At 35.6% G+C, this 16102-nt stretch carries 19 protein-coding genes; 5 read left to right on the forward strand and 14 right to left on the reverse strand.

Going from position 1 to position 16102, the window contains the following annotated elements; all coding sequences use genetic code 11:
- Window positions 1–617: 617 nt before the first annotated feature.
- Entirely contained in the window at window positions 618–971 is a 354-nt protein-coding gene (locus tag TY11_RS16070) for a DUF1360 domain-containing protein (protein WP_042148543.1), read from the reverse strand.
- Between the two features lie 135 nt (window positions 972–1106).
- Window positions 1107–1751: a DUF3889 domain-containing protein gene (locus tag TY11_RS16075; protein WP_042148546.1), complete on the reverse strand. Its 645-nt coding sequence runs from the start codon at window positions 1749–1751 to the stop codon at window positions 1107–1109.
- Between the two features lie 162 nt (window positions 1752–1913).
- Between TY11_RS16075 and TY11_RS16080 the strand changes: the two genes are divergently transcribed.
- Window positions 1914–2123, forward strand: coding sequence for a metal ABC transporter ATPase (locus TY11_RS16080; protein WP_042148549.1), 210 nt, complete (start codon window positions 1914–1916; stop codon window positions 2121–2123).
- Between the two features lie 187 nt (window positions 2124–2310).
- On the opposite strand, the gene TY11_RS16085 is transcribed toward TY11_RS16080, so the two are convergent.
- Both TY11_RS16085 and TY11_RS16090 read right to left on the reverse strand, forming a co-directional pair.
- Complete coding sequence (locus TY11_RS16085) at window positions 2311–2583, reverse strand: GNAT family N-acetyltransferase (protein ID WP_042148552.1); 273 nt, start codon at window positions 2581–2583, stop codon at window positions 2311–2313.
- Between the two features lie 58 nt (window positions 2584–2641).
- Window positions 2642–3823, reverse strand: coding sequence for a DHH family phosphoesterase (locus TY11_RS16090; protein ID WP_042148556.1), 1182 nt, complete (start codon window positions 3821–3823; stop codon window positions 2642–2644).
- 123 nt (window positions 3824–3946) lie between these two features.
- Here TY11_RS16090 and TY11_RS21130 point away from each other — a divergent pair, with 123 nt between their 5' ends.
- Both TY11_RS21130 and TY11_RS20230 read left to right on the forward strand, forming a co-directional pair.
- Complete coding sequence (locus tag TY11_RS21130; RefSeq protein WP_369797427.1) at window positions 3947–4381, forward strand: YndM family protein; 435 nt, start codon at window positions 3947–3949, stop codon at window positions 4379–4381.
- A gap of 127 nt (window positions 4382–4508) precedes the next feature.
- On the forward strand, window positions 4509–4607 hold the full coding sequence (locus tag TY11_RS20230) for a YjcZ family sporulation protein (protein WP_042148560.1): 99 nt from the start codon (window positions 4509–4511) through the stop codon (window positions 4605–4607).
- Between the two features lie 160 nt (window positions 4608–4767).
- Here TY11_RS20230 and TY11_RS16100 read toward each other — a convergent pair whose 3' ends face one another.
- Window positions 4768–7512, reverse strand: coding sequence for a UPF0182 family membrane protein (locus TY11_RS16100; RefSeq protein ID WP_081755956.1), 2745 nt, complete (start codon window positions 7510–7512; stop codon window positions 4768–4770).
- A 248-nt stretch (window positions 7513–7760) separates the two neighbouring features.
- On the opposite strand from TY11_RS16100, the gene TY11_RS16105 reads away from it, so the two are divergent.
- Window positions 7761–8351 (forward strand): DNA-3-methyladenine glycosylase, encoded by a 591-nt coding sequence (locus TY11_RS16105; RefSeq protein WP_042148563.1) that lies wholly within the window; start codon window positions 7761–7763, stop codon window positions 8349–8351.
- Window positions 8352–8409: 58 nt separating this feature from the next.
- Window positions 8410–8895, forward strand: coding sequence for a cyclic pyranopterin monophosphate synthase MoaC (gene moaC, locus TY11_RS16110; protein WP_042148565.1), 486 nt, complete (start codon window positions 8410–8412; stop codon window positions 8893–8895).
- 608 nt (window positions 8896–9503) lie between these two features.
- Here the strand turns inward: moaC and TY11_RS16115 are convergent.
- The 9 genes from TY11_RS16115 to fdhD form a co-directional block, all read right to left on the reverse strand.
- Window positions 9504–10016, reverse strand: a complete 513-nt coding sequence (locus tag TY11_RS16115; RefSeq protein WP_042148568.1) for a MogA/MoaB family molybdenum cofactor biosynthesis protein — start codon at window positions 10014–10016, stop codon at window positions 9504–9506.
- A 10-nt stretch (window positions 10017–10026) separates the two neighbouring features.
- Window positions 10027–10656 (reverse strand): molybdenum cofactor guanylyltransferase, encoded by a 630-nt coding sequence (mobA, locus tag TY11_RS16120; RefSeq protein ID WP_081755957.1) that lies wholly within the window; start codon window positions 10654–10656, stop codon window positions 10027–10029.
- A complete protein-coding gene (gene mobB, locus TY11_RS16125; RefSeq protein WP_052345866.1) occupies window positions 10614–11123 on the reverse strand; it encodes a molybdopterin-guanine dinucleotide biosynthesis protein B in 510 nt (169 codons plus the stop codon). Before mobB ends, mobA begins: the two co-directional genes overlap by 43 nt.
- 3 nt (window positions 11124–11126) lie before the next feature.
- Complete coding sequence (locus tag TY11_RS16130; RefSeq protein WP_042148574.1) at window positions 11127–11360, reverse strand: MoaD/ThiS family protein; 234 nt, start codon at window positions 11358–11360, stop codon at window positions 11127–11129.
- On the reverse strand, window positions 11357–11836 hold the full coding sequence (locus tag TY11_RS16135; RefSeq protein WP_042148578.1) for a molybdenum cofactor biosynthesis protein MoaE: 480 nt from the start codon (window positions 11834–11836) through the stop codon (window positions 11357–11359). The genes TY11_RS16130 and TY11_RS16135 overlap by 4 nt, the downstream gene beginning before the upstream one ends.
- Window positions 11829–13139 carry a molybdopterin molybdotransferase MoeA gene (locus TY11_RS16140; protein ID WP_042148580.1) on the reverse strand — a complete coding sequence of 437 codons (1311 nt, stop codon included), beginning with the start codon at window positions 13137–13139 and terminating at the stop codon, window positions 11829–11831. The genes TY11_RS16135 and TY11_RS16140 overlap by 8 nt, the downstream gene beginning before the upstream one ends.
- A gap of 12 nt (window positions 13140–13151) precedes the next feature.
- Window positions 13152–14162, reverse strand: a complete 1011-nt coding sequence (locus tag TY11_RS16145) for a MoeB/ThiF family adenylyltransferase (RefSeq protein ID WP_042148581.1) — start codon at window positions 14160–14162, stop codon at window positions 13152–13154.
- A gap of 28 nt (window positions 14163–14190) precedes the next feature.
- Window positions 14191–15198, reverse strand: a complete 1008-nt coding sequence (moaA, locus tag TY11_RS16150; protein WP_042148583.1) for a GTP 3',8-cyclase MoaA — start codon at window positions 15196–15198, stop codon at window positions 14191–14193.
- An 88-nt stretch (window positions 15199–15286) separates the two neighbouring features.
- A complete protein-coding gene (fdhD, locus tag TY11_RS16155; protein WP_042148584.1) occupies window positions 15287–16099 on the reverse strand; it encodes a formate dehydrogenase accessory sulfurtransferase FdhD in 813 nt (270 codons plus the stop codon).
- Window positions 16100–16102 lie beyond the last annotated feature (3 nt).

Consider the following 16102-nt stretch of genomic DNA (forward strand, 5'->3'; position numbering starts at 1 on the left):
AGCACGCTAGCTTTTAGAATTTCTTTTAAAATAGAAAAAACAGGGTTGTTTTTTCTTACATACTGGTTGTTTTGTTCAGTTTTCAAGGAGCAAAATTAAGAAGTTCTATTTTTGAGTCAACTCTTATATTATATCTAACTAACAAGTTGTTGTCAATAGTTTTTTGCAAGAGTTTTTTGCACACTCACTAATTTAAATGAGCAACGTTTAATAATGTATCATAGTAATCTATGAAGTGTCAATAACTTTTTTAGCAATCCTATTCCTTAAACAATAAAAGGTGCTTTCTTAAGGCAGGAATCCAATCATACAACCATAATAACAAACTGTCAATATACTATTCGAATTTCATTTTGGTTAATTACACCAGGTAAACCATCTGCATCCAGGTTTACAGTGTAGCCATTCTCATTATACGCTAGAACAAAACTAAGCCATGCAACATTACAGATTATTGCATGGCTTAGAGCTAAGCTTAATAAACCTATTTTCTTTTCCTTCTATTACCACAACCACAACCAGATCGTTTTCTTCTCTTACCTTGTGGTTTTGGCGAGGACGCATTCGCTTCTCTTTTTTGCTTAGTCATTTATACTGTCCTCCTTCTACTAACAAAATTATTCTACTAAACGCTGTACAATGGATTCACATATACCTGCAGCCCCAGCAACTGCTAGCAATGTTATCAATACACTACTTCCAGTAGGCCAAATCATTGTTAATCCCAATAAAAGAGCCGTGCACCAGATACCAGTACACCAAAAACAACTTAATAATTCACCAATCCAATATTGTAAACCCTTCCCTTTAATTTCAATATAGGTAAACATATTTCCATCAGAATCTGTCTCTTCTATTTCATCATGAAAAGGCCTGCGCATAAAATTGGTAATCTTATCAAATACAACTAGTCTTGTTAAGCGAAAAGAGGCTAATATTAATAACACAAATTCCAACCATCCATTAATCATTTGCTTCATCCTTATGATAATTTCTCTTTAAGGGAAGATTTACTATATTAATATTGTTATAGAAATAGTATATTTTTCACATTCATATGTGACACTGATATTTACCTAGTTGATGCGGTATTAAAAAACTCTTGTTTATATTTCTGCAAAATTGAATGAAATCACACGATTAGTTTGAGGATTATAAACAACATTACCCCTTATTTTGAGTTCTTCTTGTTGTTGATGAAGAATAAAATCAAAAGTTTCTTTTATTCTAGTTGGTGAGATTTCTGTTTTTCCGACAGATTTATAATCAGTTACTTCAAAATCCGGATGGCCAACCTGAACTAATTCAAGTAAATATTTCCCCCATCTTTCCTCTTCTAATTCTGGCGATAAGGTTATTTCCACATTTATAACTCCTTGATTTAAGTTAGCGCCTAAAGCCTCGAATGCTCTACGGTGCAAATTAATACGATTTTGAGGATATCCTCTTACTTCATCTACAACAGTTACAATAACCTCTCTTCCAGTTACAGGATTCCTTACCTTTAATGACTCACCACATTGATACCTGGTGTTTTCACCAACAGCAACTGTCATAAACTGATTAGTGGACCAAGGTAGCCCGCATTTTGTAACTTGACCTCCAGATGTCCATGTTGCTTGCCCCTTAATAACTTGTTGACGTTCCTTATCCGCTAAATTTAAATAACGATTATTAACCATTGGGTAATATGGATAAACTGGATAAGGGTAGTATCTATATTCCGAAATATAAGGATTATAATAATACATATCGTTTCCCCCTAAATGTAAAATGTTTCCCATAGCTTGTTAGTTTAGCTATTGTTATAGTCCTGTATTACAAGAATATGAATTCAGATGGTTGACCTGTTACATTTAAGGAAAACATAATTTCATATAGACAAATATAAAAACATGGAAAGGGAGTTTACTATGAGCGAACAAACTATTTTTATAAAAGAAGCAACTTCAGAACCAGGTATTTTAAAAGTAGAAGAAATTCTGAATCAGCTATATGGAATAGAGCGAGTATTAGTGGATACCGATGATGGAGAGGTCAAAGTAGAATTCGATGAAAAGGCTATTTCAAAAGAACGAATTGTAACAACTTTAATAGAGAACAATTTTACCATTTTACAATAGCTGCTTCGAAGGCTTGATTGTAGATCTTAGTTCGTCTAAAATGCTTACCATGTTCATAGAGGTTGGGGAGTCTACATTTATTAACAACTTTAGGGAAACACTTCACATCCCCTTAATAACTACAATAATTATAAGAAACCTTACATTAAAAGCAGTGTAGCATAGATGCTACACTGCTTTTTACTTATCACGCTAAAATTTCTTGAAGATTATTTCTATCTATGTATTTTTGAGCATAGGAACATTCTGCTACTATCTTTACTCCCTCTTGCCTTGCATAACTTATAACCTTGTCTACAAGCTGACCTGCCATACCTTGTCCTCTTAGTTCATCCGATACATAGGTATGGTCGACAACTAGATTACCGTTGGAATCTTTTTGATAGGTGATTTCAGCTTTTGGGTTCACTTCATCTTTACCTATAAAAAATTTAGCTTGACCTTGTTTGATTTCTGTCATTCCGCCACCCCTAATCATATTTTTTTCATATACATCACATTTCATTATACGCAACTTATTAGTCTTTCAGTAGTTTGTAACCCTCCATTAAATACTGAACGAATTCTTCATCTCGCACTAACCATGTCTGATAATTTCTTTTTAAATACTTTTCCCCGTCTTCAAAGCTTGAAAAAGATATCGTTGATTTACTGTGACTTACTTCTAACACCCAAGAACTTTCCTCTTTACACAATAAATAATATTTATCTTCCTTAGAACGGTAAAGGGAACCAAAAGGATTTGCTTTTATATTGTAACGATTTCTTCTAGCGTCTTCTCTGAGGGGTTCAAGAAGAAAGGACTCTTCAACAAATTGCTTGTATACTTCGTCAATCATAGTGCATCCAGAAGCCTTTGCATGACCTCCGCCACCATATTTACTGGCAATTTCAGATACATCAACATTATCATGAATCGTACGGAAGCCAATACGTCTCCCCCCCATATTGACGATTGCAATGTAATCTAAATGTGGGTAGTCTTTTCCTAATTCGTTTCCAAGTTCTGAATGATACATTTCCGCGTATACTACTCCTGCATAAAAATTATCAATTTTATGTTGAATCAGTTCCCTTCTCTTTCTTTGAATGTAGCGCTCCATTTTATTGTCTTCCATCTCAAGAATCTTTTTTTCAAATTCATTGAAGTGAAAATGCTCATTTTCTTGTAGACGTCGCAACATATTTTCTTCAAACTCATCAATAGAGACTAGATAAAATAATGAGTTTAAACGATGCGCTTCATAATTTTCATTTTTCTCCCATTCCCACGTGTCATATTGCCTTACCAACTCCACAAATTGTTCAATGGCTGGTTTTGAAGTTAAAAAGTCATACTGTACAAGATATTCATACAGGAGAGAAGTCGCAGAATTTAAATTACCATTTTCATTTTCAACTACAACATGCCCCCATTCATAATCATTGAAATGCAACGCTGTTTTATGATGGTCAATTAATTGCAGATTTCCTCCATCTTGATAAAATTTTGCTAGTCTTTTCTCATTTTCTTCATGTACCGATAAATCAGTGATGAACAAAAATGTATCCATATCTTTTTGATCAAGAAACCAAGAAACTTCTTTATCTAGCCCACCAACAGAGTTATATCGGACATTCACTTCTTTTCCAAATGCAAGTTTTGCTAATATTCCACAGCCAACACCATCTAAATCATTATGCGAAAGTAATTTATACATGTTCTCACCTCTGATGCTAGTATGCATAATGAAGTACAAAAATATAATACCTAATATAGAATGAAAAAATGAAGTAGGGAGAAAATACTATAAAATAATTCTGGTCAGAGAGGAGTAATTCTTATCAGGCATTTATCATCTTTCATATTAAAACTTATATTAACTACTTTAGTACTTTGGGTAGTTTTAGGGATATTTTTCGATGTTAATTTTACCGATATTTTACTAACCAGCTTTATACTAAGTTCAGTTTCATACATTGCCGATGTTTTTGTCTTACCCAATGTATCTAATTTCTGGGCAACTATTGGTGATTTTGGTATAGCCTTAGTAGGAATCTGGCTAATCGGACAAGTATTATTTGAAGGTAATTTCTCTCTAGCAGATGCATCACTTATATCCGCTGGTATTATTGCAGTATGTGAAATCTTTTATCATCGTTATATGAAGACCAAAGTAATCAATGATAAAGAGTATACTCCTATGAGGGATAATACCATCTCGAATCGTATGCAAACAGAGTTTAGTTCGGAGTTAGATGAAGATCAAGAAAGGTGAATAGGCTCCCAGTTGGTAGTCTTATAAAGTGCCATAGCACATTTTTCAATACTTCCATATCAGTCCACGAGGATTTCAGTTCTTCCCCATATGATAATAGTGATACTGATATAAGGAGGGGAATATAATGGGATATGGTGGAGGAAAAAATAACGACTTCGCATTAATTGTTGTTCTGTTTATCCTACTAATTATTGTAGGAACAGCTTTTGTAAACAGCTACTAATAAGTTGAAAAACTAGCGCATTGTCTAGCACTATAACAAATGCGTTAGTTTTTCTAATACTATTGGTTAGTGACTATTAATCAATTCCTATCAAAATTTTATACCTTCCTAACGGTAAAATGCCAGGATATCGGTCATTCCGATACCTGGCATTCGTATTTTACTGTAAACCTTCTAAAATTATTTCTATTTCTGTCATAAGTTCTGCTGCTTTTTGCCATTCTCCCTGTGAAAGTGCTGATTGATATGCATCGAATAGTTCAGATACTTCCACTAAAGTATCCTCTGCATTCATAATAGGATCAGTATCTTCCCCATCCTCTGTTGTGTCATCAGGTTCAACTAGCTGACCATCATCTTTTGGCTTACTATCTGGGTCAACCAGTTCGAGTATACGTGCTAACGCTTTTTCAAAGCTCTCTTCCATTACAATATAGTCACTATAAGCCACAACTACTTGTTTCACTTCTGGAAGAGACGTTTCATTGGAAGATTCAATATAAATAGGTTCTACATACAATATTGTATCTTCAATCGGAATTGCTAATAAATTACCGCGAATAACTTCAGATCCACCCTGTGACCAAAGATTTAACTGCTGAGAAATTACACTATCCTGATTAATTCGGTTTTCAATTTGTTGTGGTCCATAAACATTTTTCTGTTTAGGGAAACGATAAACAAACATTTCACCATATTGATCCCCATCATTCCTAACACCCATCCAAGCAATCATATTCTGCCTATTTCTTGGTGTAAATGGTTGCATTAAAATGAATTCCTCATCTTCATAATCAGGCAATTTCATTGTTACAAAATAAGGATCCATTTCCACATCTTCATTATAGTACTTTTCAGTAGGAATCTCCCATACATCCTCACGGTTATAGAACACCTCTAAATTAGACATATGATATGTTCCGTAAATAGACGACTGAACCTTAAATAACATTTCTGGATAACGGAAATGTGCTCGAATATCTTCAGGAATTTCCTCTTCAAAAAGACTCGGGAACATATTTTGATAGGTTTGTAATAGTGGATCACTAGAGTCCACTACATAAAAGTCTAACGCTCCAGTATAAGCATCAACCACAACTTTTACCGAGTTACGAATATAGTTTTCTCCGCTATCAGAATATGGTTCAGCGTATGGATAATGTTCTTCTGTTAAATAAGCATCAATCATCCATGCTAAGCTACCATCTTCTCGAATAAAGATATACGGGTCTTCATCATAAGTGAAAAATGGCGCGATTCTTTCTACACGGTCCATAATATTTCGTGTATGCAGCAATAAACTTTCATCCGTAATTTGATCAGAAACTAACAAACGGAAATTTGTTGTATCTATTGCAAATAGCAAGCGGTTCAACCCTGTCATAGGAATACCAATTTCCGCTTCGTAACGAGAGGTAGCATTGTCACCACCTTGTGGATAATCGAATTCTTCTTTCTTACTATTAACCACTATCTCATCATAAGACTCTTCACCAAAATATATTTGCGGTCGATTAACGTCCATAACACCTTGTGGTGGTAAATTATTTAACATGTACTTAGGTTGTCCCTGAGGTGTCACTTGGTTTACATGACTCATTACAACTCCATAACCGTGTGTATATCGTAGATTGAGGTTTTCCCATGTTTTTGCTTGATCAGATAAATCTTCTGTTTTCAATTCTCTTGCGCTTATGAACACTTGCTCATAATCTCCATCAATCTGATAACGATCTATATCAACATCATTAAATGTGTAGTAAGGTCTGATAGTTTGAGTTTGATCATACACATCTTCGAGAGGTCTTACATCATTTATACGGACATTTTCAATAGTCTTCATATTTCTATCAATCATTGCCGTATCTAATGTGTCATTAACAGGATGCTCTTGTTCCTCTATTCCTGAAAGTTTATAAGCCGCCCTTGTATATTCTAAGTTATGTGCTAAATAGGGCTGTTCTTTAGAAAATTCATTTGGTGATACAACAAAGCTTTGAACAACAACACTTGCAACTTGACCAACAATAACAAGTACAACGTAAGCAACAATCGGCATTGCCATGGAAAGGATTTTTCCACGATTCATAGATACAATCATCCAAATGGTTCCAATGACTGCCACGACTGCCAATACATAGGCTTTAGGAATATTGATTAATTGGTCTGTATAGCTTAGACCATAAACAGCGCTTTCTTGAAAAATATTAACCTTATTAGTAAGAATTGTTTCATATGGTGCTAATAGATGTAAGCCCGCAAGTAGCAAACCAACAAATCCTAATGTTATACCCAAATGGATTTGTGCTTTTCTACTTTTACGGTATATACCAAATACAGAATAAAACCCTGCTTCTAGTAAGAAAAAGAAAATAGCTAAACTTAATAGTAGATTAAGGATGATTTTCAATACTGGTAAGGTATACATATAAAAAGAGATATCCATGTTAAAATATGGATCTGCAATATCAAAGGAAGCCTGATTTAAGAACTTTAATAAAGGTTCCCAACCTATTCCCTGAACGAGTGCGCTTCCAAATAATCCAATCACAATAGATACACCAAAAATAATAAAACTACTTTTCTTTTTTTCTAAAATAATTGGCGGTAACTGCTCTTGTTTCAAATGACTTATATAAGTACTGCGAACCCAGAAAAATGTTATAGCTGATAATACTAAGAAAACAATAAAGCCAATTCCAGCTAGCAATACCTTACTTCCAAGAATAGTTGTAAATATATCACGAAAACCTAAACTATCCATCCAAATAAAGTCGGTTATAAAACTAACAGACAAAGCACCGACAATAACTAAAAGAATAATGACTAAAAGTGTAATAGATTTTGCTTTTGACATTCTTGGTTTCTTTTTAGAAGTATTATTCTCAAAAACAGTAAAATCCAAAGTTGTTCCTCCTAATATAAAGTTTTAACAGGGTTAATTTCCCTAGCTAATCATAACAGATTAAAGGGCTGTTTCACTATTATTACGATATAATTACTAATAAGTTTCATTTTTTATTTGAAAACCATATCCTTCACTCAGGTTGTACTATTTACTCCACTATCATCCTATCCAATATCACGGGTACTATTTCATTAGTAAATGAAAAGTGGTACGCTAAATGTAATATTTGAGGAAAGGAAAATAATATGGAAAGAACTTTAACACCTCTACCTAAAAGTTTCTATATAAAGCCAACTTTAATATTAGCAAAAGAACTCTTGGGTTGTATTTTGGTAAAAGTAACGGAGGAAGGTATCACGTCAGGAGTTATCGTTGAAACAGAAGCTTATCTTGGAGCTGCTGATCGAGCTGCACATAGCTTTCAAAATCGACGTACAAAACGTACGGAAATCATGTTTCACGAACCTGGCTTAGTTTATACATATCAAATGCATACCCATTGTTTGGTTAATGTAGTCACAGGGAGAACGGGAACTCCAGAAGCCGTACTAATTCGAGCTGTAGAGCCATTTAGTGGTATCGAATTAATGTTGAAGAGAAGACCTGTTTCAAATATCAAGAATCTTACAAGTGGTCCTGGCAAACTAACAAAAGCATTAGGTATTACTATGGATGACTATGGAAAACCGTTTTATAATTCATCATTGTTTATTGCTGAAGGAAAACAACCAACATCCATTGAGGAAGGAACAAGAATAGGAATTGATAATTCCGGTGAAGCAAAAGACTACCCCTATCGTTTTTGGGTTCCAGGTAACCCATTTGTTTCACGATGACTTGTCTTTTTCTTCGTCCTACAAGGAAGTTAAACATAACAGAACATTCTGAAGGGGGATAAATATGCTAACCCATTTTAATGAATACGGCCGAGCTAAAATGGTTGATATTTCAAACAAAGAAGACACTGTTCGAACAGCTATTGCTAGGTCAAGTATCCAAATGAGTAATCAAGTATATGATGCAATCCAAAATCAAAGGATAAAAAAGGGAGATGTACTCTCTGTAGCACAAGTTGCTGGAATTATGGCAGCGAAGCAAACATCTTCACTAATTCCAATGTGTCACCCAATCCCAATTAGCGGTGTGAACATTACATTTCAATGGAAAGAGCTAACTGACATTATCGAATTAGTAATACAGACTGAAGTCAAGACTGTTGGAAGTACTGGCGTTGAAATGGAAGCATTAACCGCTGCTTCCATTTCAGCTTTGACTATTTATGACATGTGTAAAGCTGTTGATAAAAGTATGGTTATTGGATCCACCTATTTACTAGAAAAAAGTGGTGGTAAGACTGGGGATTATAATAGGAACGGTTGATAGAAACTGTGCGGTAACTAGGGATTTATGGCTGAGCAACATACCCGATCCGGAAATACACTCCGCTTTCATTTCCAGTACAAGGGCAACATCTGCTCGATAATACCTTCGCAGTATCTACCTTGCCACGGGAACGGCCTTAGCACGGGTACTACTTAAATATGCTTGCACCGAGGAATACTCTTCGGAGCGTTACCAGAAGACGCAAGTGATCTTTTGCGAGGTCTTCGGACACGTGCTAATACGGCAGGAGTCTCCGTATTCTGCCAGCGCTAGTTTAGTTTTCTATTTTTAGAAAGTTGTTAAATTATAATTATTAGATAAAAGTGCTGTTAATTTATTCGCTCTGTTCTAGCGAAGGAAATACACGGAGACTCCTGCGGGAGGATAGGCTTCGGTGAGACCCCGCAGTGCGTAAGCGCGAGGAGGCTCACCAGCCGCCCGCGGAAAGCGGAGTGTATTTCCGTAGCGGGTCAGGTGCTCTAACAAAATTCCTATTACTGCACAGTTACTATCAGTTATGTAATTACAACAATCTTCCAGAAAATAGCCAAACAAAGAAAGGCATTCATTTAGAATACGAATGCCTTTCTTTGTTAACCTATCACCTATAATAAATCCTTTGTAACTTCCCTAACTGCATGTCCAAGTTCATTCAATATCAATTTCTCCATTGCTAATTCTACCGCTCCACGAGAACCTGGAGTAGAAAAAACAATTTTGTTATTTATGACACCAGCTATGGCCCGTGATAACATACTCGCAGAACCAATATCTAGTTGATAGCTTAGCATTCGGAATAATTCCCCAAAACCAGGAATTTGCTTATCAAACATCGGCAGAATGGCTTCAACGGTCACATCACGAGAAGAAATCCCCGTACCTCCATTGATAAGAACGGCTTCCACATCACTACTTGAAGTTACACCTTTTACAGTTTCCTGTATTATTGTTTTCTCATCCGGAATGATGTTATATTGAAGAACCATATGGCCATTGCTTTCCAGAAATTCTATCATCAATTTCCCACTTTTATCTGTTTCCTTTGTTCGTGTATCACTTACAGTAATAACAGCACACTTTACGGAGTGCTTAGCATGCTGTCGATGATTCTTTAACATGTTCTCCCTCCTAAATGTCTTTCTCTTCATACCTCCGTAAATCATCTTGATAATTAATATTTCGAAATGGTTTTTCATGTTCAATTTCGATAAATTTAACTTCGCTTTTTATGAATAATTGTTTTGGAGAAAGTTCATGATACATAAGTTGGTTTTTTATTCTTTCCTTCATCGATCGGTGGAAAACGGAAATGAGCGGCTGCATATTCCCTCTTACGATTGGAACGACAGCCTCTATTCCAACTTCTATGTTCTCTAGAAGGGTTTTAAAGACAGATTCTTCCATAAACGGTACGTCAATAGGTGAAATAAGATACCACTCCGCTTTGACAGATTCCATCCCAGAATAAATACCTGCAAGTGGTCCAAGTCCAGCATACGATGGATTATCAATAATTAGTTTAAGATTGGGAGCTTTATGCTCAAATCTATTTACTATATCAATATTAGAGACTAAAACAATCGACTCTACAAAAGGATTCATCACGTTAATGGAATACTGATAAAATGGAATTCCTTTCATTAATGCAAAAGCTTTTGGTGTACCGTATCGTCTTGATTGTCCACCCGCTAATATTATTCCAACAATTTTTCGATTCATCTTACACCGCCTAGCAAATAATGGTGTTGATATAACCATTCACAAATACTCCTTGTATTCTCCCTATCAAACACAGGTCTATCATTATCTTCTATATGTATATCACTAGACTTTATAACCCCGATAATATTTTTAAGGCTAGTTAACATAGATAAATCATCCTGATTTTGAAGAAGAACTAACTTGGGATATGTTAGTTCCTTAAATCCTTCTAATAATAGTAGTTCCATATTTAAATGCTGATAGATAGCAAGCATATCTGCAACCTCCCACTTTTTTATATGAGAAAGTTGAAATATATTTTCACCTACTACTCCTGCAATAGTGGAACCAGCTTTTTGATGTTGATCACTATCTGTGCGATCAATCCCAATTGGTGTTCCTCCATGACCATGATTCTTGAGTGACCCTACCTTAATACCTTTACTAGTAAAATAACGAATTATTTCAATTGAAACAGTTGTTTTTCCACTATTTTTAAAACCAACTACCTGTAGAATCTTCATTTCTTATCCGCCACTAACAGGAGGAATGAGGGCAACTACATCCCCACTGAAGAGAATATCATCTGGGAAAGCATATTCTTCATTTACTGCTGTCATAACATGGTCAATTTGAGGCAGTTTGTATATTGTTTTTAGTTTTTCCTTTAATTCTAAAACAGATATATTAGAAGCTTCAACTTCAATCTTTTCCTTACCTGTTGATTCTTGAAGTTGGGCAAAAAGTAGAACTGTAATCACTCTAAATCCTCCTTTGCAAATACAGATAGTTCTCCATGTGGATAGGGCACTTTTTCTAATTGGTCACCAATCCAAGTTTCTCCATCTTCCCAATGCTCTTTTTTCCAAATTGGAACAATTTCTTTAATTCGTTCTATCGCATATTCATTTGCTTCATATGCAGCCTTTCGATGTGGAGAAGATACAACAATTGCAACAGCCACTTCTGAGATGTAAAGTCTACCAATTCGATGAGTAATAGCAACTTCTGTATTTTCCCATTTCTCATTTATCTCTTTTCCTATTTGTGATAACATCTTTACCGCCATTGGTTTATAGGCTTGATATTCTAGGTAAAGCGTTCTTCTACCCTTTGTCCATTCTCGAACCGTTCCGAGAAAGGTAGTTATAGCACCTGCTTCCCTTCTCGTAACCTTTTCAATCAATTCTTCTATCTGAATAGGCTCATCTACAATATTGAACATGACTTTATCCATGGCGCATACTCCTTCGTGTATTGATATCCTTTTGTACGAAGGCATCAAAGGTTGAACCTTCTTGGTCTTCTAATAAAATAACTGTAACTTCCATTCCTGCTTCATATCCCCTAGTCCCTCCAGGAAGTTTAATTAAAATATCTGTTTGACCAAGAGAAGAAACTACATTAGATTTATCTAGGCCAACTGGATTGGCTACTAATCTTCCATTATCAAATCCTAAATGTCCCCTAACAAAACGATCGAATGGATTTGCCTTTTTAAAATCAGATCCTAAAATAGCAATCTCTTTCTTCTGGAATGGAGTTTTATTATGTAAAAACTCCCGAATAATGGGTCTAGTATAAAGTTCAAATCCTACATAGCATGCTGAAGGATTACCCGATAAACCAAATAAAAGCCCACCATTTAACTCAGCAACCGTTGTTACACTTCCCGGACGCATTGCAATTTTATTAAATAAAACATTTGCACCTAATTGTTCATATATAGCTGGTAGATAATCATAGTCTCCTACCGATACACCCCCAGTTGTAATCAGAATATCCACTTTACCTATTGCTTCTGATACCTGCTTAAAGCACATTTCAAAATCATCACTAAACTGACCTAAATAAATAGGTTTTCCACCAGCACGTTCCACTTGAGCATACACCATATAGGCATTACTATTACGAATTTTACCTGGTTCTAGTGGTTGGTCCACCTCTAGTAATTCACTACCGGTAGCAATAATTCCTACTTTAGGTTTTGTGCTAACGGGAACTTTTTTATAACCAAATGTGGCAAGTAGTGCAATAATTCCTGGATTTATGTAGGTACCTTTCGAAACTAGAACGGTTCCTTTTTTGGTATCTTCACCGGTAAAGGATATGTTTTCCCCAACTTTAGAACTCCGCTTCAATTCAAAGTAAGGTTTTCCGTCTATCTTTAATTCATTTGCTAATTCCAACATTACTACCGTGTCACAAGAATCCGGGATCTGAGCACCAGTCATAATCCTTACTGCTTGCCTCTCCCCTACATTACCTTCGAAAACGCTACCCGCCCCTATCTCTCCAATTACTTCAAACGCAATTGGATTATTTCTTGAGGCTATCTCGGTATCTTTGGCACGAACAGCAAAACCATCATATGGTGAGCGGTCAAAAAAAGGCACATCATGGTCAGCAATTAATTCAGATCCAAGAAAATGCCCATAGGAATCTTCAATAGGAACAAATTGAACACTCCCGCTTTTTTTATATTTCATCACTCGTTCAATTGCCTCGATTACTTTGATAGGTTTCCTTCTTTCAACCATGTTGCTTCCTCCCTATCCGACTAGTTGATAATAAATATTTCTAGCTATTTCAGTAGAATCGGTTCCATGAATTAGGACCCGGCCATCACGAAAAATTACAACACGATACTCCTCATAATTTAGCGATAGTAAAAATTCATTTTGATTAACAATTCCAATGGTTCTAAGACGCTCTGCTAATTCTTCTAAATGAACTTCTCGATTTGCCCTAATCTGAACAGTATTTCTTCCACAAAGTACTTCCATTTTTGTTTGTGCTTCAAATGTAAGCTTTGGGTATACTGGGTTTTCTCCGCAAGTTGGACATGTATCTTTTTTTGAGCGGTCCATATTAATGGTATGATAAAGATTATTCCATAAATCAAATGTTACAAGTTTTGTACGTAAAGCTTCAAAGTCCTCTACCAATATCTTCAACGCCTCAACCTGCTGATGAGCAACAACCATTTGAACGGTTGGAGCGATAATCCCTACTGAATCACAGGTTGCACCACTTACTGGTGTTACATCAAGTAAGCATTGTAAACACGGGGTTTTACCAGGTAGAATAGTGTAGCTCATTCCAGTGCTTCCTACACAGGATCCAAAAATCCACGGCACATGATATTGATGGATTAAATCATTGGTAATGAACCGAATATCAAAATTATCGGTGGCATCGATTACCAAATCGACACCTTGTAGGAGTGGTACTAAATTTGTACTCGTTCCATCCATCACATAGCTCCTAATGTCCACAGATGAATTTATCTTTTGTAGATGCGCTTTTGCTGCGATTACTTTGGGTATTTGCTCTATGCAATCTTGTTCGAAAAAAAGCTGTTGTCTTTGTAGATTACTAGCTTCCACATAATCACGATCGACGATGGATAGCTTGCCAATCCCTGCCCGGACTAAACTTTCAGCATTAGCTGTTCCTAATGCACCACAGCCAATAATAAGCACGTGTTTTTGTGAAATCTTTTCTTGTCCACTTTCTCCAATTGGTTTAAATAAAGACTGTCTGGAGTATCTGTCTTTCATTATTGTTCCCTCTCTATCTAGAAGTCTATTAGCCACCTATATAGGACATTTCAATTCTATCTTTATTTTTTGCTGATTCTTCTGTTCTCTCATCGGAGTAACGATCTTCTCTTTTGTTCCAAATGGCAATAATTTGCTGTTCTACTTCAACATCGTTCACTCCAGAGCGAAGAAGTTCTTTAAAATCAAAGCCCTTTGCAGCAAAAAGACAGGTATAAAGCTTACCATCAGCTGCAATTCGCGCCCTTGTACAAGTAGAACAAAACGATTCTGAAACAGATGTAATAAAGCCAACCTCCGTATCTGTTCCCTTATAACGGTAGCGCTTTGCGACTTCTCCAAAATGATTGGGGTCAACTGACCCTAATTCAAAATGCTGGGATAATTCATTTAAAATATGCTTTTTTGTTACTACCTTACTAAAATCCCATTCGTTTGTTTTTCCAACATCCATAAATTCAATATAACGTAGTGTTACTCCTTTATCCTTGAAGAAGCGAGCCATCGGAATAACTTCTTGCTCGTTCATTCCTTTTTTAACAACCATGTTTACTTTCACTTGTAATCCAACATCTAATGCTTTATCAATACCTTTCAGAACCCTTTCCGTACTAATACCACTATCATTTATAGATTGAAATAATGTATTATCCAAAGCATCCAAACTAACATTAATCCGCTTTAATCCTGCAGCTTTTAAATCCCAAGCCATTTTCTCTAATAAGGTGGCATTTGTAGTTAATCCAACATCTTCTAAACCAGAGATAGCAGATAATTTTCTAATCAAATCTGGCAAATTTCTTCGTAATAACGGTTCTCCACCGGTTAAACGAATCTTTTTTACACCTAACTTAACAAACGCTTTTGCCAGTCTCTCAATCTCTTCAAAGGTGAGTAAATGATCTTTTGGTAAAAATGGATAATCCCGACCAAATATCTCTTTTGGCATACAATATGTACAACGGAAATTACAGCGATCTGTTACAGAAATCCGTAAATCCTGTAAGGGCCGACCAAATTTATCTGTTATTTTCATGTTGACAGCCTCCTTAATAGATAACTTAACAACTAACCTATGATTTGGAGCTGTATTTCATCACCAAATACAGCTCCAAATAAGCAAACTATTTTGTACAAGAATCCATATTGGCTTCCACAATCCGATACGAATGCGTATAGACATTCATTTTATTCTCTCTAGCAAAACCAATAACGGTAATACCGAGGTCATTTGCTAAATTTAGAGCTAAGTCTGTCGGTGCCGATTTGGATAGTAAAATACCGACACCAATTTTGGATATTTTTAATAATACTTCTGATGAAATTCGTCCACTAAATACAATCAGTTTATCCTTTAGCAGGATTTTTTGTTGTAATACCGTCCCATACACTTTATCCAATGCATTATGCCTACCGATATCAGTTCTTACTTCCATTAACCCGTCTGAAGTAGCCAGTGCTGCATTATGAACGCCACCAGTTCGTCTAAATTGAACTGACCGAGTTTGTAGTTCTTGCATTAAATTATAGCATTGTTCAACAGAAATAAGAAACTTGCTTGTAATCGTTTTAGCTGTTCTAACATCACTCTTAAAATAAAATTGTCTACTTTTTCCACAACATGATCCAACAAAACGTTTGGAATGATATATATTTTCCTTATCTATTTCTCGGTATAATTCCACGTAAGCAAAGCCCTTATTTTCATCAATTGCAATGTTTTTGATTTCTTTATAAAATCGAATAATTCCCTCTGAAGCAAGAAAACCTATCACAAGTTCTTCTAGATTGGTCGGCGAACAAACAATAGTGGCAAATTCATCCCCATTTAAAATGATGGTAAGAGGAAATTCTTCAACGATTTCCTCTTCCACTCTTATGGCATCCTTTCCATGAAAACGGATGATTTCAAAAGGTTCTTTTCTTATATCACTCATACT

Source organism: Paucisalibacillus algeriensis, assembly GCF_000577245.1.
Classification (GTDB): domain Bacteria; phylum Bacillota; class Bacilli; order Bacillales; family Amphibacillaceae; genus Ornithinibacillus.

Excerpts from the sequence above, each read along its gene's own strand:
- TY11_RS20230 (WP_042148560.1), top strand. The coding sequence starts at position 4,509 with ATGGGATATGGTGGAGGAAAAAATAACGACTTCGCATTAATTGTTGTT.
- mobB (WP_052345866.1), bottom strand. The coding sequence starts at position 11,123 with ATGAAGATTCTACAGGTAGTTGGTTTTAAAAATAGTGGAAAAACAACT.
- TY11_RS16080 (WP_042148549.1), top strand. The coding sequence starts at position 1,914 with ATGAGCGAACAAACTATTTTTATAAAAGAAGCAACTTCAGAACCAGGT.
- mobA (WP_081755957.1), bottom strand. The coding sequence starts at position 10,656 with ATGGTTATATCAACACCATTATTTGCTAGGCGGTGTAAGATGAATCGA.
- TY11_RS16085 (WP_042148552.1), bottom strand. The coding sequence starts at position 2,583 with ATGACAGAAATCAAACAAGGTCAAGCTAAATTTTTTATAGGTAAAGAT.
- TY11_RS16105 (WP_042148563.1), top strand. The coding sequence starts at position 7,761 with ATGGAAAGAACTTTAACACCTCTACCTAAAAGTTTCTATATAAAGCCA.
- TY11_RS16140 (WP_042148580.1), bottom strand. The coding sequence starts at position 13,139 with ATGGTTGAAAGAAGGAAACCTATCAAAGTAATCGAGGCAATTGAACGA.
- TY11_RS16090 (WP_042148556.1), bottom strand. The coding sequence starts at position 3,823 with ATGTATAAATTACTTTCGCATAATGATTTAGATGGTGTTGGCTGTGGA.
- TY11_RS16075 (WP_042148546.1), bottom strand. The coding sequence starts at position 1,751 with ATGTATTATTATAATCCTTATATTTCGGAATATAGATACTACCCTTAT.
- fdhD (WP_042148584.1), bottom strand. The coding sequence starts at position 16,099 with ATGAGTGATATAAGAAAAGAACCTTTTGAAATCATCCGTTTTCATGGA.
- TY11_RS16135 (WP_042148578.1), bottom strand. The coding sequence starts at position 11,836 with ATGGATAAAGTCATGTTCAATATTGTAGATGAGCCTATTCAGATAGAA.
- TY11_RS16115 (WP_042148568.1), bottom strand. The coding sequence starts at position 10,016 with ATGTTAAAGAATCATCGACAGCATGCTAAGCACTCCGTAAAGTGTGCT.
- TY11_RS16070 (WP_042148543.1), bottom strand. The coding sequence starts at position 971 with ATGATTAATGGATGGTTGGAATTTGTGTTATTAATATTAGCCTCTTTT.
- moaA (WP_042148583.1), bottom strand. The coding sequence starts at position 15,198 with ATGAAAATAACAGATAAATTTGGTCGGCCCTTACAGGATTTACGGATT.
- TY11_RS16145 (WP_042148581.1), bottom strand. The coding sequence starts at position 14,162 with ATGAAAGACAGATACTCCAGACAGTCTTTATTTAAACCAATTGGAGAA.